The 24,102-nt window shown below is 72.2% G+C and carries 19 protein-coding genes; 13 read left to right on the top strand and 6 right to left on the bottom strand.

Annotation, left to right across the window (positions count from 1 at the left end; all coding sequences use genetic code 11):
• Positions 1 to 145: 145 nt before the first annotated feature.
• Positions 146 to 2,401 (bottom strand): AAA family ATPase, encoded by a 2,256-nt coding sequence (locus tag AB0I32_RS00315; RefSeq protein ID WP_357501663.1) that lies wholly within the window; start codon positions 2,399 to 2,401, stop codon positions 146 to 148.
• Between the two features lie 121 nt (positions 2,402 to 2,522).
• Between AB0I32_RS00315 and AB0I32_RS00310 the strand changes: the two genes are divergently transcribed.
• From AB0I32_RS00310 to AB0I32_RS00290, 5 genes are all read left to right on the top strand, one after another.
• Positions 2,523 to 3,905 (top strand): fused response regulator/phosphatase, encoded by a 1,383-nt coding sequence (locus AB0I32_RS00310; protein ID WP_357501661.1) that lies wholly within the window; start codon positions 2,523 to 2,525, stop codon positions 3,903 to 3,905.
• Positions 3,902 to 5,551 (top strand): ATP-binding protein, encoded by a 1,650-nt coding sequence (locus AB0I32_RS00305; protein ID WP_357501659.1) that lies wholly within the window; start codon positions 3,902 to 3,904, stop codon positions 5,549 to 5,551. The genes AB0I32_RS00310 and AB0I32_RS00305 overlap by 4 nt, the downstream gene beginning before the upstream one ends.
• Positions 5,552 to 5,645: 94 nt before the next feature.
• Positions 5,646 to 6,065 (top strand): response regulator, encoded by a 420-nt coding sequence (locus AB0I32_RS00300; protein WP_129783750.1) that lies wholly within the window; start codon positions 5,646 to 5,648, stop codon positions 6,063 to 6,065.
• A 125-nt stretch (positions 6,066 to 6,190) separates the two neighbouring features.
• Positions 6,191 to 7,120: a PAC2 family protein gene (locus AB0I32_RS00295; RefSeq protein WP_357501657.1), complete on the top strand. Its 930-nt coding sequence runs from the start codon at positions 6,191 to 6,193 to the stop codon at positions 7,118 to 7,120.
• A 333-nt stretch (positions 7,121 to 7,453) separates the two neighbouring features.
• A complete protein-coding gene (locus AB0I32_RS00290; RefSeq protein WP_116674592.1) occupies positions 7,454 to 7,657 on the top strand; it encodes a cold-shock protein in 204 nt (67 codons plus the stop codon).
• A gap of 99 nt (positions 7,658 to 7,756) precedes the next feature.
• Here the strand turns inward: AB0I32_RS00290 and AB0I32_RS00285 are convergent, their stop codons facing one another.
• Positions 7,757 to 8,764, bottom strand: a complete 1,008-nt coding sequence (locus tag AB0I32_RS00285; protein WP_357501655.1) for a fused MFS/spermidine synthase — start codon at positions 8,762 to 8,764, stop codon at positions 7,757 to 7,759.
• A 100-nt stretch (positions 8,765 to 8,864) separates the two neighbouring features.
• Between AB0I32_RS00285 and AB0I32_RS00280 the strand changes: the two genes are divergently transcribed.
• The 3 genes from AB0I32_RS00280 to AB0I32_RS00270 all read left to right on the top strand — a co-directional run bounded on the left by AB0I32_RS00280 (position 8,865) and on the right by AB0I32_RS00270 (position 11,206).
• Positions 8,865 to 9,326: an SAV_6107 family HEPN domain-containing protein gene (locus tag AB0I32_RS00280; protein WP_357501653.1), complete on the top strand. Its 462-nt coding sequence runs from the start codon at positions 8,865 to 8,867 to the stop codon at positions 9,324 to 9,326.
• Positions 9,327 to 9,432: 106 nt separating this feature from the next.
• Positions 9,433 to 10,674 carry a DNA polymerase IV gene (locus AB0I32_RS00275; RefSeq protein WP_357501651.1) on the top strand — a complete coding sequence of 414 codons (1,242 nt, stop codon included), beginning with the start codon at positions 9,433 to 9,435 and terminating at the stop codon, positions 10,672 to 10,674.
• Positions 10,675 to 10,780: 106 nt separating this feature from the next.
• Positions 10,781 to 11,206, top strand: a complete 426-nt coding sequence (locus tag AB0I32_RS00270; protein WP_357501649.1) for a DUF3040 domain-containing protein — start codon at positions 10,781 to 10,783, stop codon at positions 11,204 to 11,206.
• 141 nt (positions 11,207 to 11,347) lie between these two features.
• Here the strand turns inward: AB0I32_RS00270 and AB0I32_RS00265 are convergent, their stop codons facing one another.
• The 3 genes from AB0I32_RS00265 to AB0I32_RS00255 are packed head-to-tail and all read right to left on the bottom strand — an operon-like array spanning position 11,348 to position 16,019.
• Complete coding sequence (locus tag AB0I32_RS00265; protein ID WP_357501647.1) at positions 11,348 to 13,639, bottom strand: transglutaminase domain-containing protein; 2,292 nt, start codon at positions 13,637 to 13,639, stop codon at positions 11,348 to 11,350.
• Complete coding sequence (locus AB0I32_RS00260) at positions 13,636 to 14,949, bottom strand: DUF58 domain-containing protein (RefSeq protein ID WP_357501645.1); 1,314 nt, start codon at positions 14,947 to 14,949, stop codon at positions 13,636 to 13,638. The genes AB0I32_RS00265 and AB0I32_RS00260 overlap by 4 nt, the downstream gene beginning before the upstream one ends.
• A 20-nt stretch (positions 14,950 to 14,969) precedes the next feature.
• Positions 14,970 to 16,019 (bottom strand): MoxR family ATPase, encoded by a 1,050-nt coding sequence (locus AB0I32_RS00255; protein ID WP_357501643.1) that lies wholly within the window; start codon positions 16,017 to 16,019, stop codon positions 14,970 to 14,972.
• A 402-nt stretch (positions 16,020 to 16,421) separates the two neighbouring features.
• Between AB0I32_RS00255 and mraZ the strand changes: the two genes are divergently transcribed.
• From mraZ to AB0I32_RS00235, 4 genes are all read left to right on the top strand, one after another.
• Entirely contained in the window at positions 16,422 to 16,892 is a 471-nt protein-coding gene (mraZ, locus tag AB0I32_RS00250) for a division/cell wall cluster transcriptional repressor MraZ (RefSeq protein WP_116674600.1), read from the top strand.
• A 167-nt stretch (positions 16,893 to 17,059) separates the two neighbouring features.
• Entirely contained in the window at positions 17,060 to 18,103 is a 1,044-nt protein-coding gene (gene rsmH / locus AB0I32_RS00245) for a 16S rRNA (cytosine(1402)-N(4))-methyltransferase RsmH (protein WP_357501641.1), read from the top strand.
• Entirely contained in the window at positions 18,100 to 18,531 is a 432-nt protein-coding gene (locus AB0I32_RS00240; RefSeq protein ID WP_357501639.1) for a hypothetical protein, read from the top strand. Before rsmH ends, AB0I32_RS00240 begins: the two co-directional genes overlap by 4 nt.
• Positions 18,528 to 20,675: a penicillin-binding transpeptidase domain-containing protein gene (locus tag AB0I32_RS00235; RefSeq protein ID WP_357501637.1), complete on the top strand. Its 2,148-nt coding sequence runs from the start codon at positions 18,528 to 18,530 to the stop codon at positions 20,673 to 20,675. Before AB0I32_RS00240 ends, AB0I32_RS00235 begins: the two co-directional genes overlap by 4 nt.
• Before the next feature lie 37 nt (positions 20,676 to 20,712).
• On the opposite strand, the gene AB0I32_RS00230 is transcribed toward AB0I32_RS00235, so the two are convergent.
• Positions 20,713 to 21,360 carry a TetR/AcrR family transcriptional regulator gene (locus AB0I32_RS00230; RefSeq protein ID WP_357501635.1) on the bottom strand — a complete coding sequence of 216 codons (648 nt, stop codon included), beginning with the start codon at positions 21,358 to 21,360 and terminating at the stop codon, positions 20,713 to 20,715.
• A 91-nt stretch (positions 21,361 to 21,451) separates the two neighbouring features.
• Between AB0I32_RS00230 and AB0I32_RS00225 the strand changes: the two genes are divergently transcribed.
• The gene (locus AB0I32_RS00225; protein WP_357501633.1) at positions 21,452 to 24,079 is read left to right on the top strand and encodes a glycoside hydrolase family 3 C-terminal domain-containing protein; all 2,628 of its coding nucleotides are present in this window, start codon (positions 21,452 to 21,454) and stop codon (positions 24,077 to 24,079) included.
• Positions 24,080 to 24,102 lie beyond the last annotated feature (23 nt).

Below are 24,102 nucleotides of genomic sequence, written 5' to 3'. Positions count from 1 at the left end.
TGCGCCAGGTGAGGCGTAAGCAACAAACGCACGACCCCCGCATCCCGCCCACTGGGACAGCCCTGCCGAAGTAGAGCGCTCGTCCACTTCTGGCGTTCGGTGATCCGTCCGCAGTCTGGGACAAGCGCTCTACTTCGGCGAACCGTCAGAAGCCTTCCGGGAGGTTCCTCGTGTGCACCACGACCAGGCGCTGGGTCGGGCGGGTCATCGCCACGTAGAGGTCGCTCGTCGCGCCGGCACCCTCGGCGATGGCGGCCGGCTCCACCAGCACCACCGCGTCGAACTCCAGGCCCTTGGTCTGCCGCGGCGCGAGCACGACGACCTGTGCGTCCTCCGGGCGCTGCGCCGCGAGCCGGGCTGCCTCGGCGACGCCGACCGCCTCGGGCAGGGCCGCGGCGACCGCCTCGGCCAGCCGCGCGACGCCGGCCGACGGAGCCACGACTGCCACGCGCCCGGCGTCCGGCCCCACGAGCTCCTTGACGAGGGCGAGCGCCTGGGCGACCACCGCGTCGTCGTCCGGCAGGCCGTCGGGGCCTGGCGTGGTACGTACTGCGGTGAGGGAGCCCTCGACGTCACGCGCCGCGCGCAGCTCCGAGACGGGGAGCCCGGCCGCCCGCGCGACGGCCTGGGCCGTGTCCGCGACCGTCGAGGGCGTGCGGTAGGAGACGGTGAGCTCGGCGAGCCGCCAGCCGTCGTGCAGCAGCGGCGTGAGCATGCGGTCCCAGTTGCGCGCGCCCGCCGCGGACGACGTCTGGGCGACGTCGCCGACGATGGTCATTGACCGGGTGGGTACCCGGCGTACGAGGGACCGCCAGGCCATGGGGGAGAGCTCCTGCGCCTCGTCGACGACCACGTGGCCGTAGGTCCAGGCGCGGTCGCCCGCTGCGCGTTCGGCGGTGGTCAGCGACGGGCCGCTCGCGGCGAAGCGGGAGGCGAGCATCTCGGCGTCCACCAGGCCGTCGCCCGCGCCCGTCGAGGACAGCACGGTGCGGGCGTACTCGATCTCCCGAGCCTGCTCGGCCTCGCGGTTGCGGGCCTCGGCGAGCGCTACGGAGTCGTCCTCCCCGAGCAGCTCGTACGCCTCGTCGAGGATCGGTACGTCGGACTCCGTCCACGGCGCTCCGGCCTCCCGGAACAGCAGGCGCCGCTCGCGTGCGGTCAGCTCGGGCGCGGCCTCGGCGAGCCGGTGCGGCTTCGAGTACAGGTCCCTGACCAGCTTCTCGGGGGTGATCGGCAGCCAGGCGATGTTGAGCGCCACGCGGACCGTGCGGTCCGAGCGCAGGTCCTCGAACACCGAGGAGCGGTCCTCGCCCGACAGGAGCCCGCCGGTGAAGTCGCGGTACTGGTCGGTGAGGCGGTCGAGCATGTCGCGGACGAACGCGCCGCGCGCCAGGTTGTGTGGCTTGTGCGTGCGGCGGGCGCGCGCGATCGCGTCGCTGATGTCCTTGGGGCGGATCACGAAGTCGTGTCCCTCCACCCGCACCGGCGTCTCCTGCTCCGGCACGCGCTCCCGCGCCCGCACGGCGCGGCGGATGATCTTGCGCCACAGGAGCAGGCCCTTGAGCCGGGCCACCTGCCCCTCGTCGACGGCGGTCGCCCGGATCCCGGGAATGAGGTCACCCACCGTGGTGGACACGACGCCGGTCTCGCCCAGCGACGGCAGCACCTGGTCGATGTAGCGCAGGAACGCGCTGGACGGGCCGACGACGAGCACGCCCGACCGCTCCAGCAGGCGCCGGTGGGCGTACAGGAGGTAGGCCGCGCGGTGCAGCGCCACCGCCGTCTTGCCGGTGCCCGGGCCGCCCTGGACCACGAGCGCGCCCGACAGGTCGGAGCGGATGATGCGGTCCTGCTCGGCCTGGATGGTCGCCACGATGTCCGACATCCGGCCCGTACGGCCCTGGGCCATCGCCGCGAGCAGCGCGCCCTCGCCGGACAGCGCGTCGGGGTCGATCTCGGCGTCGAGGTCGAGCACCTCGTCCTCCAGGCCGGTCACCGACCTGCCCTTCGTCACCAGGTGCCGACGCCGGTGCACGTCACCCGGGTGCAGCGCCGTGGCGCGGTAGAACGCCTCTGCCGCAGGGGCACGCCAGTCGGTGAGCATCGAGCGGTGCTCGACGTCGGTCAGCCCGATGCGCCCGACGTACCGCGTGGCGCCGTCCGCCAGGTCGAGACGTCCGAAGACCAGCCGGTCCTCCACCGCGTCGAGCTGCGCGGCACGGTCCTCGTAGAGGGTCGCGAAAGCGTCCCGCTCGCTGCGGTTCTGGTGCGTACCGCTGGCGCCCGCCAGGCGGACCCCTCGCAGGCGGTCCGCCGTGGTGCCCCGAAGGGTGTCCAGACGGACGTACATCGTGTCGACGACTGCCTGCTCGTGGGCGAGCTCGCCCGCGATTCCCGTCACGCCATACCTCCGTGGTTCACCAGCGAAAAAACCTCGGTCAGAATCAACCGGCCGACCATTATCGCCCACCTCTCGGCCTGTCCGCTGACACGGCGTCATCTCGCTGGATAGGATCGCCGCCATGGCACTGGGCGGGGCAGGTTCTGCGGGGCCCGGGAGCGGGCGCGGACCCGAGGCGCGCCCGGCCTGGATCGACGGTCCCATCTCGGTCCTGCTCGTCGAGGACGACGACGCGGACGCGTTCCTCGTGAGCGAGCTGCTCGCCGACGCGGACGTCGAGGCGGACCTGCGCGCCGAGCTGCACCGGGCGCGGTCGGTCGACGAGGCGCTCGGGGTCCTGTCGATGGTCGCTGTGGACTGCCTGCTCCTCGACCTGGGCCTGCCCGACGCCGAGGGGCTGGGCGCCCTGCGCCGGGTCATCGACGGCATCGACGTGCTGCCCGTCCAGCCCGCCGTCGTGGTGCTCACCGGAAACACCTCGCACGATCTGGGCGCGGCCGCCGTCGCCAACGGCGCCGACGACTACCTGGTCAAGGGTGAGGTGGACGGTGACGCGCTCGCCCGCTGCCTGCGGTACGCGACGCTGCGGCGCCGCTCCGCCGCCCAGCAGATCGCGCTGTACCGCAGCGAGGTGCGCGCCGCCGAGACCACCCGGCTGGAGCGCGCGCTGCTGCCCAAGGAGCTGGTCACCGACGAGAAGGTCTCGGTCATGGTCGGCTACCTGCCCGGTGGGAACGGGCTGCTCGGGGGCGACTTCTTCGACACGGTGGAGCGTCCCGACGGCACGCTCGTCACGGTCATCGGCGACGTGGCGGGGCACGGCCCGGACGAGGCGGCGCTCGGTGCCGCCATGCGCACCGCGTGGCGCACGCTGGTGCTCGCGGACACCCCCGCCGACAACGTGCTGCCGCTCCTCGAGCGTGTGCTCCTCGCGGAGCGGGGCCGCCCGGAGGTGTTCGTCACGATCTGCCAGGCGGTGATCTCGCCGGACCGCTCGCGCATGGACGTCTACCTCGCCGGCCACCTGCCGCCGCTGCTCGTGGTGCCCCGGACCTCCACCGACTCCGCGGCGCAGGTGACGCACCACTGCGAGGAGCTGCCCTCGGTGCGGCGGGGCCGCGCCCTGGGCATCCCGGTGGACGGCGGCTGGTCGGCGCACACGGTCGAGCTGCCAGAGGTGTGGACCGCCGTGCTCTACACGGACGGGCTCGTCGAGGCCGCGGTCGGGGCCGACCCGAAGGGCACGCCCGTCCTGGCGCCCAGTGCGCACGGCCGTATGCCGCGGCTCGGGGCGCACGGCCTGCGCAGCGTCGTGGAACGCGAGATGGACCAGGGCACCGACGAGGTGGTGACCCGTGTGCTGCGCCGCGTGCGTGAGCTGCACGGCGGCCCCCTCGTCGACGACGCCGCACTGCTCTTCGTCGGCTGGGCCGGTGCCGGGGCGACGGGGCCACCGGAGCGGACGTCGACGCTCGCCGACTCGGTGGAGTGGTCGCGCGCATGACCCTGCTGCCCGACGAGCACCGGTTCACCGGTGTGTCCATGCGTCGCAGGCTCGCCCGGCTCCTGGGTGCGGTCGCGGCCATGCTCATCATCGCGCTCGCGGTGGCGGTGCTCGCCCTGGTCCAGTCGCGCAGCCTCGACGCCAGGGCCGACGGCCCGTACACCCGTGCGCTGGTCGACGGCGAGCGCGCCTCGCTCGCGCTGGGCGACGCCGAGGCCTCTCTGCGCGCCTACCGCGCGACGTGCGACGAGGCGGCGCTCGAACCCTGGACCCGGGCGGTCGGGTCGAGCGGCCGCATCATGCTCCTGGCCGACGTCGAACGGCGCGAGCTCGCGTCCGACGCCGAGGTGGCGCTGGCCCACGAGGAGGCGGTGCGCCGCATCGACGCCTGGTTCGAGGAGTATGCCGAGCCCGTGGTCGCGGCCGTCGAGGCGGCGCCGGCCGGCCAGATGGCGTGCCGGATGGAGCTCCTCGGCACCGCGCCGGCCTCCGCCGAGGGCGACGCGCTCTACGACAGCGCCCGCGTCGCCGTCGTGCAGTACCTGGCCGAGCTGGGCGCGCAGCGCGACGAGATCATGGAGACCCGGGCGGTCTGGGAGCAGCTCCTGCTGGGCGCGGTGGTGGCCCTGGTGCTCGTCGTGGTGCTCATGGGCACGATGATGTGGCTGGCCCTTGAGACCTGGGTCATCCGCCCGCTCACCACGCTCACCGCCGGCGTGCGGGTGGTCAGCAGCGGGGTGCTCGGCCGCGAGATCCGTCCGGTGGGCGCCGGCGAGGTCGCCCTGCTCGCCATGCACGTGGAGACGATGCGCCGCGAGCTCGTGCACCAGGTGGAGGAGATCCGGCTGTCGCACCAGGAGGTCGAGAACGCGCACGGCCTGCTCAGCGAGCAGGCGCGCGAGCTCGAGCGGTCCAACCGCGACCTCGAGCAGTTCGCCTACGTGGCCTCGCACGACCTGCAGGAGCCCTTGCGCAAGGTCGCGAGCTTCACCCAGCTCCTGCAGAAGCGGTACGGCGGCTCGCTCGACGACCGCGCCGACCAGTACATCGAGTTCGCGGTGGACGGCGCCAAGCGCATGCAGCGCCTCATCCAGGACCTGCTGAGCTTCTCGCGGGTGGGCCGGACCGGGGTGCCGCGCGAGGACGTGGAGCTCGAGTTGGTGCTCGCCGGCGCGCTCTCCGAGCTCTCCGAGCGGGTGGTGGAGACGCAGGCCGAGATCGTCCACGACCCGATGCCCGTCGTGCACGGTGAGCGGGCGCTGCTGCAGCAGCTGTTCGTGAACCTGGTGGGCAACTCGCTGAAGTTCCGCGACCCCGAGCGGGCGCCCCAGGTGCGCATCGAGGTGCGCAGCATGCGCGCGCACTGGGAGATCTCCGTCGTGGACAACGGCATAGGCATCGACGCCCAGTACGCGGAGCGGGTCTTCATCATCTTCCAGCGGCTGCACCCGCGTGACGAGTACGCGGGCACCGGCATCGGCCTCTCGCTGGTGAAACGCATCGTCGAGTACCACAAGGGCCGGATCTGGATCGAACCGGCGGCCGGGGGCGGCACCATCGTGCGGTTCACCCTCGCCAGGCGGCAGGGGCAGCCTGGCGGAGGGCGCCTTTCGACCGAACGTGCGCAGTCGACTACGCTCGGATGAGGCGGCCTGACCAGGGCCGACGGCGGGTCGCGACGACGGGTCCCGTTGTTGCCGAATCCAGGGGACAGGTACGGGCGTGAGCGGTCACAAGGTGATGGAGATCCTCCTGGTGGAGGACGACCCGGGCGACGTCCTGATGACCCGGGAGGCGTTCGAGGACCACCGCGTGCCCAACAACGTCTCGGTGGTCGGTGACGGCGTCAGCGCGCTCGAGTTCCTGCGCAAGCAGGGGCAGTACGCCAAGGCTCCGACGCCGGACCTGGTGCTGCTGGACCTCAACCTGCCGAAGATGGACGGCATGGAGGTGCTCGCGGTCGCGAAGGGTGACCCGATGCTGCGGCACATCCCCGTGGTGGTGCTGACCACGTCGGACGCGCAGGAGGACGTCGTCGGCTCGTACTCGCTGCACGCCAACGCGTACGTCACCAAGCCCGTGGACTTCGACCGCTTCATCGACGTGGTCCGCCAGATCGACGATTTCTTCGTCTCCGTGGTGCGGCTGCCCGGTCGGTAAGGTTCCTGCGACGCTGAGGGCGTAACGGGAAGACACGGGGCCGTCGCGGCGTTGGACCTCAGCAGAGCATCCGGACGGTATGTCCGGGTGATCGCCGAACCACTCCGACGAGCGAGGGAGCGCACGTGCTTGACCCCCAGGGCATCTACGACGTCGACGAAGCAGCGGTCGAGCGCACGCTGGGTCGCAGCGTGCCCGGAAGCACCGACGGACCTGTTCTGCTGCACGCGGTCCGCGGGTTCGTGGACGCAGGCAGCGCGGGCGACCTCGCCGTCGAGCACCTCGTCGACGAGTTCCGTGTCGAGCGCCTGGTGACGTTCGACGTCGACCAGCTGCTCGACTACCGCTCCAAGCGGGCCACCATGACCTTCGACTCCGACCGCTGGTCGGACTACCAGGCCCCCTACCTCGCGATCGACCACGTGACCGACGCGGAGGGCACCGGCTTCCTGCTCATGCACGGCGCGGAGCCTGACCTGCAGTGGGAGCGTGTGGTGGCCGGCGTGATCCAGCTGGTCGAGCGTTTCGGGGTCAGCCTCGTCGTCGGTATCCAGGGCATCCCGATGGGCCTGCCCCACACTCGCCCGCTGTCCCTGACCGCGCACGCGACGCGGCCGGCCCTCGTCGAGGACTACACGTCGTGGTTCGGCAGCGTGAAGGTGCCGGGCTCGCTGGCCGCGTTGCTGGAGTACCGGCTCGGCGAGGCGGGGTACGACGCGATGGGCTTCACGGTCCACGTGCCGCACTACCTCTCCCAGGCGCAGTACCCGCCGGCGACCGTGGTGGCGCTGCACCACACGGAGCGGGCCACCGGGCTCGACCTGGCGATCCCCAAGCTGGAAGAGGCAGCCACCGACGCGAAGATCGAGGTGGAGAAGCAGGTCGCCGACTCGGCCGAGATCGCGGCGGTGGTGAAGGCGCTGGAGGAGCAGTACGACGCCTTCGCGCGTTCCGTGGGTCGCCCGAGCCTCCTCGCGGAGACCACGCCGATCCCCAGCGCGGAGGAGCTCGGCGCGGAGTTCGAGCGGTTCCTCGCACAGCAGAACGGCGACTGATCCGGGAATCCCGCGTGGGGTGCGCGCCGAGCAAGAGCTTGCGCGCCCCCCGCGGAACCGCGGGCCTGAGCCGCACAGCGGACGCCTGAGCCGGAGGCAGAGGCGCACACCAGCCTCGTTCGAACGCTGCATACCGAGCCCGGTGTGTCATAGCTGCGGCAGAAATGTGCCTGTTCCGTGGCACATTTGAAGGGTACGTGCCACACTGGCGCACGTTGCAGTGACGTACCAACGCCACGTCCGCCGTGTCGTGAGCAAGCGGGGAAAGCATTGCGGCACGGGGGTGGGCAACGGGCCCGCCGTCGGTTCCCGGACGGAAGGTCGAAGGACAGCATGGCGCAGGGTTCTGTGAAGTGGTTCAACGCGGAAAAGGGCTTCGGGTTCATCGCCCAGGACGGCGGCGGCGCCGACGTCTTCGTCCACTACTCCGCGATCCAGTCCAACGGGTACCGGTCTCTCGAGGAGGCCCAGCGGGTCGAGTTCGAGATCACCCAGGGTCCCAAGGGTCCGCAGGCGGAAGCAGTCGTTCCGCTCTGAGGTATCTGTGAAAGGCCGCCGCCCTCGGGTGGCGGCCTTTTCGCGTCCGGGTCCGGGTCGGGGCCGCGTCCGGGTCCGTGTCCCGGTCGGGCGCCCAGGTCAGGGCGCGGCGGTCTCCAGCGGTGCCGCCGTGCCGGCGAACGCGGTGGCGTCGTCGCCCACGAGCAGGGTGGCCGGCACCGCGAGCGTACGCAGGGTGCGCCCCAGACGGGCCTCACGCAGGTCCGGCCGCACGGCGTCGGCGTCGTGCCCTGCGCGGGCCTCTGCGGCGCCCTGAGGGGCGTTGTGCGGCTCTCCGTCGTGGCGGGCCGGGTCGTGGCCGGTCGGGTCGTGCCGGGCCGCCGGAGGGTCCTTCGGCAGCTCCCGGACGGCGGCGAGGACCAGGTTGCCGTAGCGGCGGCCCTTGAGGATCGCGGGCTCGGCGACGGCGGCGAGCCGGCCGGAGGAGGCGGCGTCCGGCCCGAAGGCCTTGGCGAGGCTCGCGACCTCGCGGCGGGCGGTGGTCAGGGGCGGCTTGTCGGCACAGTTGACCAGCAGGACGCCGCCCGGGCGGAGCACGCGGTGCGCCTCGGCGGCGAACCCGGTGCCCACGAGGTGCGCGGGCGTGCGGTCCCCGGCGAAGACGTCACGGACCACCACGTCGTAGGACGCGTCGCGGGCGGACGCGAGTGCCCGCCCGGCGTCGTCCGCGCGCAGCCGCAGCAGGGGTGAGCGCGGCAGGGCGAACCACTCGCGGACGAGCTCGAGGAGCCGGGCGTCGAGGTCGACGCCGAGCTGGCGGGAGCCCGGCCGTTCGTGCTCCACGTGCCTGGCGAACGCGCTGCCGGCGGCGCCGAGATGCAGCACCTTGAGCGGTCCCGGCGGCAGCAGGGCGACGAAGGCGGCCATCTGCTGCATGTACTCGAAGTCGAGGAATCCCGGGTCCGACAGGTCGAGGCTGGAGCTCGGCACGCCGTTGACGTGCAGCGTCACCCGCTGCGGGAAGTCGGGGTCGCGGACCACCTCTGCGGTGCCGGTGCTGATCGGCACGGGGCCGACGGGCAGCTCGGCGGTGAGTGTCAGTGGTGCGGAGGAGGATGGGCTGCGTCGGGCGGAGCGGCGGGCCATGAGGACAGTCTCTCCCGGGTCAGCGGGTCGCTTGACAGAATAGAACGTATGTTCGATAGTGTCGCACAAGGGGTTCGATCGGAGGTTCGAGATGGGCACCATGCACTCTCAGAGCGCGCGGGACGTCGTGTCCGCGCGGATGCTCGTGCCGGTCCCGCCAGGCGTCAGCGCTCTGCTGCGCAAGGCGGACGCGGAGCTGGCCGAGGCGGCGCGTTCGGCAGACGCGGGCGACCGGTTCGTCCATGCGCACCTCGCGGCGATCCGCTCTGCGGCCGCTGTGGTGGCGCTCCGTGGGCGACCGTCGGCGCGTTCCGGCGCGCGGACGGTGTGGGACATGCTCGCGCACGCCGAGCCGGAGCTGGCGGCCTGGTCCGGCTACTTCGCGGCAGGGGCGCCCCTGCGGGCTGCCGTCGACGCGGGCCGCCCGGAGCAGGTGGAGCCTGCCCGGGCCGACGAGCTGCTCGCGTGCGCAGAGGACTTCCGGGACGAGGTGGCGATGCTCGTCGACCCGCACGCCGGGTTCTCCGCGCAGCGCCTGACCCTGGTGCCCGAGGCGTCGTAGCAGGCCCACGTGCGACCGGGGCGGGCGCGTCCTGCCTGGTCGACACTCGGAGCGATTCTCGGGTCACCGAGCAAGCACTGAGCAACAGCAAGAACGGAGCACGTTCGTGAGCAAGGGGCCGCGGTCAGCGGCAGCGAGACGCAACTGGGGATCGGACGAGTCCGGCTGCTCGGTGCTGCACCTGGACATGGACGCGTTCTTCGCGTCGTGCGAGCTGGCTCGCCGGCCGGAGCTGCGCGGGCGGCCGGTGATCGTCGGAGGGCAGGACCGCGGTGTCGTGCTGGCGGCGACCTACGAGGCCCGCGCGTACGGTGTGCGGTCCGCGATGCCGATGACGCGGGCCCGCCTGCTGTGTCCCCAGGCCACCGTGATCAAGCCCGACCACACCCTGTACCACGACGTGTCCCGGTCGGTCATGGGCATGCTCCAGGAGGTCACCCCGCTCGTCGAGCAGATCAGCGTGGACGAGGCGTTCCTCGACGTGAGCGGTGCCCGGCGGCGGCTCGGCCCGCCCACGGTGATCGGGGCCGCGCTGCGCCGTCGCATCCAGGCCGAGCACGGCCTGACGGCGTCGGTGGGCATCGCGCGGAACAAGTTCGTGGCGAAGCTGGCCTCGACGCACTCCAAGCCCGACGGGCTGATGCTCGTGCCCGCCCAGGCCACGGTGGACTTCCTGCACACGCTGCCGGTCGGCGCCCTCTGGGGTGTCGGCGAGAAGACCGAGAAGGCCCTCGCCGCGTGGGGCATCACCACGGTCGAGGAGCTGGCGCACACGGACCTGGCGAGCCTGCAGACCGCCGTCGGGCGGGTGAGCGGTGCGCACCTGCACGACCTGTCGTGGGGTCGCGACCCCCGTCCCGTCGTGCCGGAGCACCGTGAGCACAGCATCGGGGCCGAGACCACCTTCGGCACCGACCAGGACGACACCGTGGCGGTCGGCCGGCGGGTGCTCGAGCTGTCCGACCGGGTCGCCGCCCGGTTGCGGCACCAGGGCGTCATGGCGCGCACGGTGTCCGTGAAGGTCCGGTCCAGCGACTTCGCCACGTTCACCCGATCGCGGACACTGGAGGGCCCCACCGACGTCGCGCGGGACATCTACCTGGTCGCTCGGGAGCTCGTCGCAGGGGTCGATCTGGGTGGGCTGCCGGTGCGGCTGGTCGGTGTACGGGGTGAAAATCTCCAGCAGAGAGACGGGTCCACCCAGCAGCCGACGCTCGAGGAAGCGGTCGATCCGCGCTCGGGAGCCCAGCGAGAGGCTGAACTTGCACTCGACGCTGTGCGCGAAAAGTTTGGGAAAACAGCGATCGACCTGGGTGTACATCACAAGAACGGCGCGCATCGATACTGATCTGCCCCTATAGTCGCTGGTATGCCCGGGATGTCGACTACCAACGACGGCCGGGTCGTCCTATCCTGGAAGGGACACTGTTCCTTTGCGAGATCCGGGGGTCTCGATGCCTCTGTCCGAGTACGAGCAGCGGGTGCTGGAGCAGATGGAGCGTGCTCTGACGTCAGACGACCCGCGGCTTGCAAATACGCTTCAGTCCACAGGTCGGGGTAACGCGCTGCGCTATGTGCTGTCCGGGGCCGGCGTTGTCGTCGGTCTGCTTCTTCTTGTCGTAGGTGCGGCAACGTCACAGACCTGGCTCGGCGCCATCGGCTTCGTGCTGATGTTCGCGGGTGTGGTCTTCGCGTTCCTCGGACCGCGCAAGAAGCAGCAGGACGGTCCGGTCGGCGTCGTCGCTGACGACGGCACGGTCCAGCCACCGCACGGGGGAGCACGCAAGCCCCGCACGCGGCAGGGTGGTGGCCGCTCAGGCGGTTTCCTGGCCCGGCTTGAAGAGCGCTGGGAGAACCGGCGCAACGAGGGTGGTCGCTAGCCGACCGACAGACGTCGGTGGTCCGTTACCGGACCACCGACCCATGTGCGTGTCAGGCACAGCGCTACGTGCCTGACACGGCCACATGAACAGGAGCCGGGCCCCTCGGGGCCCGGCTCCTGTCATACCCGCTCAACGGGTTCAGGGCTTGCTGGTCAGGGCCTGTGTCAGGTCCGTCGTGATCGCCGTCGTCAGCTCCTCGAGCTCCTCGGCGGAGGGCGGCGTCGAGGAGCGGGCATAACGCTCCTCCTCCGCGGCGTCGGCGAGCGCGGTGAGCCGCTCCGCGACGTCGTCGGGCAGGGGCGTGCCGGTCCGGGCGCGCACCTCGTCCGCGATGAAGGCCGGAGCCCTGCGCAGGGTGACCGACGGGCCGAGCCGCACGTCCTGCTCCGCGAGCAGCGCGAGGACACGCGACCAGGCGCGTTCGGGATCGAGCACCTCCACCTCGTCACGCCGGCGCAGCAGCAGCCATGCGGCACCGCCGAGCACGCCGAGCGCGATGATCACCGCGACCACCCAGGCCCAGCCGGGAAGCGTCTGGTCGGAGACACCGTTGCCGGACGACCCACCCGCCGTGGCTGCCGGGTTCGACTGCTCGGGGTTCTGGGTCGGCCGCTGCGTCGGGACCTCGTTGCCCTGCGGGGACGTGGGGGAGGCGCTGGGGGCGCTGCCGATACCCGGGTTCGCGTACGAGGGCAGCGGGCCCGTCTGGACCTGGGGCGTCGGCTCGAACCGGACCCACCCGACGGACGGGAAGTAGATCTCCGGCCAGGCGTGCGAGTCCTGGCCGGTGACCCGGTAGCTGCCGTTGCCGTCGGGCCGGCCGGGCAGCCAGCCGATGCCGATCCGCGCGGGGATGTCGAGGCTGCGCGCCATCACCATCATGGACAGGGCGTACTGCGTGCAGTACCCCTCCTTGTTCTGCAGGAAGTCCCAGACGGTGTCGGACGAGTCCTGGTAGTCCGCGTCCGGGTTGTACACGAACCCGGAGCCCGACCGCAGGTGGTTCTGCAGCGCGACCGCCGCGTCGAACCGGGTGGGCGCGTCACCGGCGATCCGACGGGCGTACTCGGCGATCTCGGCCTGGTGCGCGGTCTCGGGCACCGAGGTGTAGCCGGACGACCGGGGGTCGCCGGACATCGGCGCGGCGCGTAGTACGTCCGGCGTCAGCTCCCGGTCGATGATCTCGACGCCGTACGTGGCGCCGCGCTCGGTGCCACCCGGGCCGCGTACCTCGTCCCGGTCCACGTCGTAGGCCCACTCGCCGCTGACATCGACGGTGCGGGGCTCGAGCGGCAGCGGAAGCTCGGCGCCGGTGAGCTGACCGATCTGGATGTCCATCCTGCGACGTTCGCCGATGCCGCCCTCGCCCGCGGGCGCCAGGACGGTGGACGAGTCGAACTCGGCGAGCCCGCCGTCGGGCACCGAGCGGTGGGTCTGGACGCCGTCGAAGGCCGTGAGGGTCATGACCCGCAGCGGGCCGGCCGGTTCGTCGCCCGCCAGCGTGTACGTGAGCACGGTGCCCTGGGAGCGAGCGCCCAGGGGCTGGCGCATGTCGAGCGTCGACGACAGCTCCACCGTGTCGGACGGCGTGGAGATGAGCTGGCTCCACGTGCCGGCCAGCGCGGGCAGCGCGGCCATGCCCGTGGCGACGCCGAGCGACGCCGCCGCGACCGCGGCAGCCGTGGCCGCGGTGATCCACGAGCGGAACCGCTGTGCGCGGCGGACCGCCGCGGAGTCGGCCTCGCTGTGCCGGCCGGGCGTCACGCCCACCGGGTCGACCGTGAGCAGCAGGAGCATCGCGGTGACACTGATGACGAAGACCTGCCACGGCACCTCGCCGATCAGCGTGAGGGGCGGGGTCCACAGGAGCAGCAGGGGTACGCCGGCGAAGCCGGGCATGCGGGCGCCGGCGAGCGAGTCCACCACGAGCAGCACCAGCAGCGTGCCACCCACGGCGACCATGCTGATGGCCTCGCCGGGGCCGACAGGGGCTACCTGCGTGCTCATGGTCTCGGTGGCCTGCCGGAACCGCTCGATGACCTGGTCCAGGGAGTCCGGTCCGACGAACGGCTCGAAGCGCTGGCCGGGGCCGCCGTAGCGGGCCAGCACGAACCAGCAGGCGACCAGCACGCCTGCCGCCGTCGCGACGAACGAGGCGTTGCCCGACGCGCGGTCGGCGGCCCGGTCGGCACTCAGGCCCTGGCCCGCGGCACGGCGAGCCGCTGCCCGGTCGACGGCGGCCCGGAGCAGCAGGTAACGCACCAGACAGCTGGTCGCGGACACGAGGACGACGCCGGTGGTGCCGGCCGTGAGCCACGGCCCGGGGTCGATGACAAGGGTGAGCGCGTGCATCGACGTGATGACGGCGATGGCGACCAGGACGCCCGAGGCGACCGTGCGGACGAGCGGTCCGCGGTGTGCGGGGATCACCGTGCACGCTCCGCGAGCAGGGCCCAGGCGCGTTCCGGGTCGGTCCGGGCCTCTGACGTGCTGACCTGCCAGCTGGAAGCGCTCAGCTCGGCCGCGGTCTCGTCCATCTCGTGCTGGAACCCGGCTCCCCGTGGGGTGACCAGGATCGCCCAGCACGTGCCTTCGGCGCCCAGGGCGGCGAGGTTGTGGCGGGCGTCGGGATCGTGCGGGCCGAGCACCGCGATGACGATCTCGCCGGGCGTCCTGGCGAGCCGGAGCGCACGCGCGGTGGTGCTGGTCGCGTGATTGCCCTCGGCCGACCCGCGGTGCCCGCGGATGTCCACGCAGGCGTCGAGCAGCGCCGATCTGCTCGCCCGGGTCGTCGCGAACCGCTCGCCCTCGAGGCTCGGGGCGACGGCGGTGGTCAGCAGGCGGGTCGGGTGCCCGGCGTCGAGGAACGACGTGGCGATCGAGGCGGCGAGCTCCACGGCCCACTCGCCGTCGTCCACCGCCGCGGGACGGCGCGGGCTCCCTGCCTCCTGCCAGTGCGGCAGCAGCGAGCGGTCGAGCAGGACGGTCACGGGGCGCACGCCGGCGCTCTCGTCGGCGCGGACCATGAGCTGGCCGCGCCGTGCGGCGCTCGCCCAGTGGACCCGGCGCGGGTCGTCGCCCGCCACGTACTCGCGCAGCACCGAGTCGTCGGAGGACTGGAGGCGGGCACCGGTGGCAGAGTGGTCGACGTCGCCGACGGATCGGGTGCGGACGGCGAGCTCCACGGTGCGCGGCCACACGGGCACGTGCGTCGCGGCGCCCAGCGGCTGGGTGGCGCGGACCAGGCCGAACACGTCGGTCCGGGTGGTCAGCAGCGGGCCGAGCGACCAGCGCCCGCGCCGCGTCGGCGTCAGCGAGTAGTGCACGGCGATCCGGTCGGCGCGGGCCGACACCCGGGCGCGGATGCCCTGGTGGCCGGCGAGCTCGTGCGCCGCCTGCTCGGACAGCCGGAGCCGGGACAGCCGTTCGTACGCCGCACCGCTGGCGTGGTGCGCGGCGACCAGCAGGCTCACCTCGGCGGTCCGGTCGCGGACCACCGGGTTCGGGGTCACCGCACGGGTCACGTGCAGGGCACCGCGCCCGGACTCGAGCCGCTGGGTCCCGATGGCCACCCAGGCCACCGCGACGGCGAGCAGCGCGGCCGCGCCCAGTCCGACGAGGTCGGGCAGGGTGAGCACCAGGCCGAGCGGCACCAGCGCACCACCCAGGCAAGCCGCTCCGATGCCCCGCGGGGTCAGCCTGACCCTGCTGATCCGGACGAGCGTGTCACGCCACCTCATGCGCTTGTCGCCCTGGCCGCTCAGAACTTGCGCCGGTCGGCGGGCCCGAGGGCAGGCACCGGTGTGCGCTGCACCAGCTCGTCCACGAGCGTCTCGGGAGTCACACCGCTGAGGCGGGCCTCGGTGGTGAGGATGAGGCGGTGTGCCAGGACCGGCCGGGCGAGCCGCTGGACGTCGTCGGGCAGCACGTGGTCACGGCCCGCCATGGCGGCGATCGCCTTGGCGGCGCGCAGCAGCTGGAGCGACGCGCGCGGCGACGCGCCGAGGCGCAGCCCCGGGTGCTCACGCGTGGCCCCGACCAGGCCCACCACGTACCGCTTGACCGACGGCGACGCGTACAGGGACCGCGCGAGCTGGGAGAACCGCAGCATCGAGCGCCCGTCCGTCACCGGCTGGAGGTGGGCCAGCGGGGTGGTGCTCTCCTGCCTGTCCAGCATGAGGATCTCGGCGTCGACGTCGGGGTAGCCGACGGTGATGCGTGCCATGAAGCGGTCCCGCTGCGCCTCGGGCAGCGGGTAGGTGCCCTCCATCTCCACGGGGTTCTGCGTGGCGACGACGAGGAACGGCCGCGGCAGCTGGTGGGTGGTGCCGTCGACGGTGGTCTGGCCCTCCTCCATGCACTCCAGCAGCGCGGACTGCGTCTTGGGGGAGGCGCGGTTGATCTCGTCGCCGATCACGATGTTGCTGAACACCGGCCCGGGCCGGAACTCGAACTCGTGGCTGCCGGTGCGGAAGATGTTGACGCCGGTGAGGTCGCTCGGCAGCAGGTCGGGCGTGAACTGGATACGGCCGACGTGGCAGTCGATGCTGCGGGCGATCGCCTTGGCGAGCGTCGTTTTGCCGACGCCTGGCACGTCCTCGACCAGCAGGTGGCCCTCGGCCAGCAGGACGGCGAGGGTGATGTCGGCCAGCCCTGGCCGGCCGGTCACGACGGACTCGACGGCTCCGCGGACGCGAGCCATGGTTTCCACGAGCTCGTCGAGCGCACCCGGTGCCGGTGCCGCCTGCGGGGCGGCCCCGCCGCTGTAGTGAGTTTCCGCGAGGCCGGGCGCGGCGGGTTCCGTGTGCACAGGTGGAGACCTCCATCAGGGCCGAGCTACTGGCCGGGGTTCTCGGCGCGTGACCGCGCCGATTCGGAGCCGGGGCGGCTGGCGCTGCCCGGCTGGTCCAGCGTAGTAGAGATGTAAAGCACTCAGTTGTCTGCATCACGCAGTCTTCACAGGTCCCAGAAGGTGATTTGCCCGGCGGGATCGGCCCCCTGCCAGGGCTGCGGACTGGCGCGGGAGCACGGCCCGGGGCCAACTACTCCGACATTCCACGCCGCGCCGGACACGAATTCACTCCACCTGCTCTTTACCTCTTTGACCTGCGCATTGAGGGTCTGTGGGTAGTTCTCCCCATCGTTTTTCCGAGTGGGGTGGTGGAAAGTGGAGTAGCGTGGAGTGTGCGGGAGCGAGAGGAGGTGCTGGCCCATGGCTGCGATGGCAGAAAATTTCGCGGGTCTGGGTCTGCTCCTCGGTACGTACACCCCGAAGCTGGACGAGAAGGGCCGGTTGATCCTTCCCGCCAAGTTCCGGGGGCGTCTGTCCAGCGGTCTGGTCATGACCAAAGGGCAGGAGCGGTGCCTCTTCCTTCTCCCGATGGACGAGTTTCAGCAGATCTACACCCAGATCCGGCAGGCGCCGGTGACGAGCAAGGCTGCACGGGACTACACGCGAAACTTCCTCGCGGGAGCTAGCGACGAAGTACCGGACAAGCAGGGCCGGGTCTCCATCCCGTCACACCTGCGCGAGTACGCCGGCCTGGATCGCGAAGTGGTCGTGATCGGGGTCGGGAGCCGCGTGGAGGTGTGGGACGCGCAGGCCTGGTCGACATATCAGGAGCAGACCGAACCCGACTACATCGATCAGGCCGAGGAGATCTTCCCCGGTCTGAGCTTCTAGACAGGCTTATAGGGCGAGACAGGTGGCCGTACGGCCAGGCCTCCTCCCGCTGGATCCGGCGCACTTCCCCGCCGCCGGAACCGTGCGGAGGGAGACCTGACCGGACGGCCTGCTCCGGCAGGTTCAGCAGCAGGACAGCAGGGCACCACGCAGGAAAGGAGCCACCGATGAACGCGACCGACAACCGTCCAGGTACCAACAGCGACGCCGCCGACCGCCACCTCCCGGTGCTGCTCCAGCGGTGCGTCGACCTCTTGGCGCCGGCGCTCGCCGCGCCCGGCTCCGTGCTCGTGGACTGCACGCTCGGCATGGGCGGCCACACCGAGGCGGTCCTCGACCAGATCCCGACGGCCCGCGTGATCGGCATCGACCGGGACCCTCAGGCGCTCGCCCTCGCGGGTGTGCGGCTGGCTCGTTTCGGCGACCGGTTCACGCCGGTGCACGCGGTCTACGACGAGATCGGCGAGGTCGTCGCCGAGCACGCCGGCGGCTCGGTGCAGGGTGTGCTCATGGACCTCGGGGTGTCCTCGCTGCAGCTCGACGAGGCCGACCGGGGCTTCGCGTACGCGCAGGACGCGCCGCTCGACATGCGCATGGACTCCACCCAGGAGCTGACGGCGGCCGACGTGCTCAACACGTACGACGAGCGCGACCTCGCGCGGATCCTGCGGGAGTACGGCGAGGAGCGGTTCGCGAGCCGGATCGCGAAGGGCATCGTCCGGCTCCGGGCGGAGCGGCCGTGGGACCGCAGCGGTGAGCTCGTCGACCTGCTGCGGGCCAGCATCCCCGCCGCGACGCGCAAGACCGGTGGACACCCGGCCAAGCGCACGTTCCAGGCACTTCGGATCGAGGTGAACGGTGAGCTCGAGGTGCTCGAGCGTGCCGTGCCCGCCGCGATCGAGGCGCTCGCCGTGGACGGCCGGATCGTCGTGGAGTCGTACCAGTCCCTGGAGGACCGGATCGTCAAGCGTGCCATCGCGCAGGGCACCACGTCGTCCGCCCCGTCAGGGCTGCCCGTGGAGCCGGAGACGCACCGGCCCTACCTCGAGGCGCTCACCCGGGGCGCGGAGGAAGCCGACGCCGAGGAGCTGGAGCGCAACCCGCGTTCCGCCTCGGTCCGGCTCCGCGCCGCCCGGCGTCTGCGCCCCACGCCTGACCACCTGCTGAACCGCACCACCAAGCACCACACCGCGAAGGAGGACCGCCGATGAGTGCCACGACCGCTGCTGCGACGGCCCGCGCCGCTCGTCCCGCCGAGCTGCCCCGTACCCGCAGAGCGCCCCTGACCGCGATCTCTGGAGGTGCCGGCCAGCGCGGCCGCCGCCTCGACGCCGTCCGCGCGCCGCTGCACGCGAAGAGCCGCGTGCCGTTCCTCGTGCTGTGCGCGACCCTGATGATCTGCTCGCTCGTGGCGGTGCTGGTCCTGAACACCACGCTCGCGCGTGGCTCCTACGAGATGTCCAAGCTGCAGGGTGAGGTCGCGCAGACCGCTCAGGACGTGCAGGGCCTCCAGGAGGAGCTGAGCGCCGCCGAGACGAACCTGGACGACAAGGCCCGCAGCCTCGGCATGATCCCGGCGGAGAACCCGACGATGGTCAGCATCGAGACTGGCAAGGTGGTGAAGGGAACGGGTCAGTGACCCGCCCGACGTCGGACCCGGGCCGGCAGCGCACCCCCACGGGGCGCGCTGCCGGCCCGCGTTCCACGCAGCCGCGCGCTACCCAGCCCCGCTCTGCGCAGCCCCGTTCTGCGCAGCCCCGCAAGCCGCAGGGCGGCAAGCCTCAGCTCAAGAAGGCCCAGCCGAAGCCCCAGGCCAAGAAGCCTCAGGCCAAGAAGCCGCAGCCGAAGGCTCGGCCCAAGGCCCAACCTGAGGTCCAGCCCAAGGCCCAGCCGAAGAAGTCCCAGCCCAAGAAGCCCCAGCCCCGTGCGACGAGCACCCGGCTGGGATTTCAGGCGCCCGCAGGGCCCGGCCGGAGTGCGGCAACGACACGTCCCGCCCAGTCGCCCGCCCGCTCGAGGGTGGCGCGCCCGCTACCGCCCCGGCCGGGCCGACCGGAGGTGCGGCAGCGCTGGCTCGTCGGCATCGCGGCGCTCGTGGTGCTGATCTTCCTGGTGCGGCTGGTCCACGTACAGCTCATCGAGGGCCCGAGCCTCGCGGAGAAGGCGCAGGCGGCCCGCACGGCGACCGCCGTCACCCCGGCACACCGTGGTGACATCACGGACGCCAACGGCGTGGTGCTCGCGACGTCGGTCGACCGGTACACGGTGATCGGTGACCCGGTGGCGATCAAGGAGTTCCGCGGCGCGGCGCGCGGCGTCGAGGACGGCGCGCTCGGCATCGCGCACCTGCTCTCGCCGATCCTCGACATACCCAAGAACGAGCTGGCGGCCCAGCTCGTGGGCAAGTCCCGCTACAAGGTGCTCGCCAAGAACGTGGTGCCGGAGGTGCAGCGTGCCATCGCCGCGCTGGAGGTCCGCGCGTACGTCCGGACCGATCTCACCTCGCGGCGCACCTACCCGTCGGGCACGGTCGCGGGCTCGCTGGTCGGCTTCGTGAACGACGAGCAGACCGGCCAGGGCGGCATCGAGATGGCGTACGACGACATGCTGGCAGGCACCGCGGGGTCGGACACCTACGAGCGCAGCCTCGACGGCCTGCGGATCCCGGCGGCGGGGCAGGAGTCGGTCCCTGCGGTCCCGGGCAGCGACGTCATGCTCACGCTGGTGCACGACATCCAGTGGAAGGCGCAGGACGCCCTCGACGAGGCCAAGCGGAAGACCGGCGCGGCCTACGGCATGGCCATCGTGGAGGACGTCCGTACCGGCGAGATCCTGGCGCTCGCCGACTCGGGCTCGGTGGACCCGAACGACCGCTCGACCGCGGCGGTGGCGGACGGTTCGCGCGTCGTGAAGGACGTCTTCGACCCGGGCTCGACCGGCAAGGTGATCACCACGGCAGCAGCGCTGGAGGGCGGCTACTGGACCCCGGAGAGCAGGTTCACGGTGCCGGACACGTACACGGCGCCGAACGGCCAGACCTTCCACGACTCGCACGACCACCCGGTGCAGCGGCTCACGCTGACGGGGATCCTTGCGCAGTCGTCGAACACCGGGACCGTCCAGGCGGGCGAGAAGATCCCCCTCGAGGAGCGGCAGGAGTACCTGGAGAAGTTCGGTCTCGGCCAGCCGACGGGCCTGAACCTGCCCGGCGAGTCGGTGGGCTTCATGCCGCCCGACGACGTGGACGACTGGGACGGTCGCACCCAGTACACGGTCCTGTTCGGCCAGGGGCTCTCGGTGAACGCCATGCAGGCCACCAGCGTCTTCTCGACGGTGGCGAACGGAGGGGTGCGGATGACCCCCACCCTGTTCGAGGGCTCGACGAGCCCGGACGGCACGGTGACACCTGCCGAGCGGGAGCCCGGGAAGCGCGTCATCTCCGAGAAGACCGCCGACATGGTCGTCGAGATGATGGAGACGGTGACCGAGGACGGCGGTACCGGCACCAACGCCGACATCCCCGGATACCGGATCGCCGGCAAGACCGGTACCGCGCAGATGCCCGCGGGGAACGGCTGGACCATCATGGCGTCGTTCATCGGCGTCGCCCCGGCCGACGACCCCCGGTACACGGTCGCCGTCTTCCTCAAGAGCCCGAAGAGCTCGATCTTCGGCGGCGACGTCGCGGCGCCGGTGTTCAGCGACATCATGGGGTTCACCCTGCAGAAGATGGACGTGCCGCCCAGCAAGAACGAGCACCGGCGGCTCAAGACCGAGTGGTAGCCCTTGGGCTCACCGGCCCGTGATCAGGCGTCGCTGATCAGGAGCCGGTGATCTCCACGGTGCTGCCCAGCGTCGCCGTCAGTATCGACTCGATGGCGAACCGGGTGGCCTCGGCGAGGTCGACGGCGTCCGGGTCGAGCAGCCACTGCAGCTGAAGGCCGTCCATCAGCGCGATGACGGAGCCCGCCGCGCGCTCGGCCTCGCCGTCGGGCAGCCGCACGTCCCGTTCCGTGGCCAGCTCCACCACCGCCTGCGAGATCTCGCCGCGCAGCACCGAGAACCGGTGGGCCACCCAGCTCGACGCCGGGTGCCCGTCGGTCACCGACTCGCCGGTGAGCACCGCGTACGCCTGCACGATGCCGCGCCGGTCGGCGTTCAGGCGTGCGGTCGTGACCAGGTGCCGGAACAGGTCCATCCCGCCGGGGATGTGCTTGCCCTCCAGGTGCTGCACGTCCACGCGGTCGCGGTACTCGAGCACCTCCCACAGCAGCTTGTCCTTGCTGCCGAAGTGGTGCAGCACGCCGGCGTGCGTGATCCCTACCTGCGCGGCGACGTCGACCAGCGAGCCCTGGTGATAGCCCTTGGACCCGAAGACCCGCGTGGCCGCGGCGAGGATCTCCTCCCGCCGGTGGGCACGGGTGGGTCGCTTGGTCTTCGGGGCAGCCTGCTCGGTCGCTTCGGACATGCCCATACGATACGGGGTGAACTGGCTTACTAACCAGTAAGTAAGTGTGGTTGAATGCGTGGCAGCCGTCCGACGCTGAACGGAGCACACGTTGTCATCGCAGGCAATCACCAGGCAGGCCAGCACCACGCAGGCAGCCGCCACGCAGGCCCCCACCGCGCAAGCCATCGCCCCGGAGCCCGAGCTGCTCCGCCTTCTCGACGCGCTGTCCGCCGAGGAGAAGGTGTCGCTCGTCGTGGGCGCCTCCATGTGGGCGACCACCGCAGTGCCGCGCCTCGGCCTGGAGCCGGTGGTGATGTCCGACGGTCCGGTCGGCGTGCGCGGCCCGGGCGGCGGGACGTCGGCGATGTTCCCCGCGCCGTCCGCCCTCGCGGCTACCTGGGACCTGGACCTGGCCCGCCGGTCGGGTGCCCTGTTCGCCGCCGAGGCGAAGCGGCACGGCGTCGACGTCGTGCTCGCCCCGCAGGTGAACCTGCAGCGCACGCCGGTGGGCGGCAGGCACTTCGAGTGCTACTCCGAGGACCCGCACCTGACCGCCGAGATCGCGGTGGCTCTCGTGGGCGCAGCGCAGGAGCGGGGCGTCGGGATGTGCGTCAAGCACTACGTCGCCAACGACTCCGAGACCGAGCGCACGCGCTACCTCGCGCGCCTCGACGAGCGGACCCTGCGCGAGGCCTACCTTGCGCCCTTCGAGCGGCTCGTGCGCGACGTCGGCCCGTGGTCGGTGATGGGCGCCTACAACGGCGCCGACACCGGCGGCGTCTCCGCCAGGCTCCTCGAGCACCGCCCGCTGGTGGTCGACCTGCTCAAGGAGGAGTGGGGCTACGACGGCCTGTTCGTCAGCGACTGGGTGGCCACCCAGTCGGTGGCGCCCGCGGTGCGCGGCGGCCTCGACCTGCAGATGCCCGGACCCGACGGCGCGTGGGGCGACGGCCTGCTGGACGCCGTCCGCTCCGGCGAGGTCGCCGAGTCCGAGCTCGACGACAAGGTGCTGCGCCTGCTGCGGCTCGCCCACCGCACGGGGCGGCTCACGCTGCCCGACGACGGGGCGGGCGACCGCACGGGTGCGGCCGCTGCCGGTGTCCACGCCGCGATCCACCTCGCCGCCGCGACCACCGGCGAGCCTCCGGCCGAGCTGCTCCTGCGCGAGCTCGCCGCGCGGTCCGTCGTCGTGCTCAAGGACGACGCCGGGCTGGTGCCGTTCGGGCACGACCCGGCCCGGCCGCTGCGTGTCGCGCTGCTCGGACCCGCGGCCGTGGAGCCGTTCTTCCAGGGCGGCGGCTCGTCGTTCGTGCACCCCGACCGCCTCACGTACCCGGCCGACGAACTGCGTGCCGCGCTGCCGCAGGGCTCAGAGGTGACGGTGCTGGCCGGCGCTCGCGCTCTGCACAACCCGCCGGAGCTCGACCTCGCCCGGTGCACCGACCCGGCGACGGGCGAGCCCGGCCTCCACGTCGAGCTGCTCGCCGCCGACGGCAGCACGCTCGAGGAGTACACGGCCCGCGAGTGGACCGGCTGGCTCCACGACGTCCGGCCCGACGCCGACGCCGTCCGGCTGCGGGCGCTCGTCCGTCTCGACGAGGCGGGCGAGCACGAGCTCGGCGTCGGCACGGTCGGGGTGCACAGGGTGCAGGTCGACGGCGCCAGCGTGGCCGAGGGGGACACCCGGGTGGACGAGGGCATAGTGCTCTCCTCGGGGCACAACCACCCGATCGCGGAGCTGGTCACGGCGAGCGGAGCCGCAGAACTCGACGCGACGCTCCAGGTGGTGCACGCGGTGGGCTACGGGCACTTCGTGCGCGCCGCCCTGGTGCACCGGCTGCCCGGCCCCTCGGTAGCGGACGAGCTGGCCCGGGCGGTGACGGCCGCCGCGGCCGCTGACGTCGCCGTCGTCATCGTCGGTACCACCGCCGAGGTCGAGTCCGAGGGTTACGACCGCCCCGACCTGAACCTGCCGGGCAACCAGGACGAGCTCGTGCGCCGCGTCGTCGCGGCCAACCCGCGCACCGTCGTCGTGATCAATGCCGGGGCCCCGGTGCTGCTGCCCTGGCTCTCCGACGTACCGACCGTGCTGTGGGGCTGGCTGCCCGGGCAGGAGGCGGGCACCGCGCTCGCCGACGTGCTGACCGGCGTCACCGAGCCGTCCGGGCGCCTGCCGTGGACCCTTCCCGCGCGCTTCGAGGACGTCCCGGTGCCGCACGCGCGGCCGGTCGACGGGGTCGTCGACTACGCCGAGGGCACCGACATCGGCTACCGGGCCTGGGAACGGCGGCTTGCAGCTACGGCCGACGGCGGCCCTGCCGCCGGGGGCGCGGACGCCCCCGTCCCGGCCGCCCCGTTCGGGCACGGCCTGGGCTGGACCACCTGGGACTACGAGGACGCGGTCCTCGCCCGGGGCGAGGCCCACGACTCCCCGGCGACCCTGACCGTGTACGTGACGGTCCGGAACACCGGACGCCGCGCGGGCCGTGAGGTCGTCCAGGTGTACATCGAGGCGCCCGACGGCGGCCCGAGCCGCCCCGTGCGATGGCTCGGCGGCTTCGCGGTCGCCGACGTCCCCGCCATGGGGAGCGCCACCGTCCGCGTACCCGTCCCGGCCCGGGCGCTGCAGGTCTGGGACCCGCAGACCAAGGACTGGGTCACGCCGCCGGGTGTCTACCGGCTGCGTACCGGCAGGTCCGTCGCGGACCTGCGACTGACCAACGAACTGACCACATAACCATCCGTCCCGCACACGCGGGA

The organism is Promicromonospora sp. NPDC050249 (genome assembly GCF_040656015.1).
Taxonomy (GTDB): Bacteria; Actinomycetota; Actinomycetes; order Actinomycetales; family Cellulomonadaceae; genus Promicromonospora.
Note: the sequence above shows the minus strand (reverse complement) of the source record. Positions and strands in the feature narration are given on the sequence as shown.

Excerpts from the sequence above, each read along its gene's own strand:
- AB0I32_RS00310 (WP_357501661.1), top strand. The coding sequence starts at position 2,523 with ATGGCACTGGGCGGGGCAGGTTCTGCGGGGCCCGGGAGCGGGCGCGGA.
- AB0I32_RS00305 (WP_357501659.1), top strand. The coding sequence starts at position 3,902 with ATGACCCTGCTGCCCGACGAGCACCGGTTCACCGGTGTGTCCATGCGT.
- AB0I32_RS00300 (WP_129783750.1), top strand. The coding sequence starts at position 5,646 with ATGGAGATCCTCCTGGTGGAGGACGACCCGGGCGACGTCCTGATGACC.
- AB0I32_RS00290 (WP_116674592.1), top strand. The coding sequence starts at position 7,454 with ATGGCGCAGGGTTCTGTGAAGTGGTTCAACGCGGAAAAGGGCTTCGGG.
- AB0I32_RS00285 (WP_357501655.1), bottom strand. The coding sequence starts at position 8,764 with ATGGCCCGCCGCTCCGCCCGACGCAGCCCATCCTCCTCCGCACCACTG.
- AB0I32_RS00280 (WP_357501653.1), top strand. The coding sequence starts at position 8,865 with ATGCACTCTCAGAGCGCGCGGGACGTCGTGTCCGCGCGGATGCTCGTG.
- AB0I32_RS00270 (WP_357501649.1), top strand. The coding sequence starts at position 10,781 with ATGCCTCTGTCCGAGTACGAGCAGCGGGTGCTGGAGCAGATGGAGCGT.
- AB0I32_RS00260 (WP_357501645.1), bottom strand. The coding sequence starts at position 14,949 with ATGAGGTGGCGTGACACGCTCGTCCGGATCAGCAGGGTCAGGCTGACC.
- mraZ (WP_116674600.1), top strand. The coding sequence starts at position 16,422 with ATGGCTGCGATGGCAGAAAATTTCGCGGGTCTGGGTCTGCTCCTCGGT.
- rsmH (WP_357501641.1), top strand. The coding sequence starts at position 17,060 with ATGAACGCGACCGACAACCGTCCAGGTACCAACAGCGACGCCGCCGAC.
- AB0I32_RS00240 (WP_357501639.1), top strand. The coding sequence starts at position 18,100 with ATGAGTGCCACGACCGCTGCTGCGACGGCCCGCGCCGCTCGTCCCGCC.
- AB0I32_RS00230 (WP_357501635.1), bottom strand. The coding sequence starts at position 21,360 with ATGTCCGAAGCGACCGAGCAGGCTGCCCCGAAGACCAAGCGACCCACC.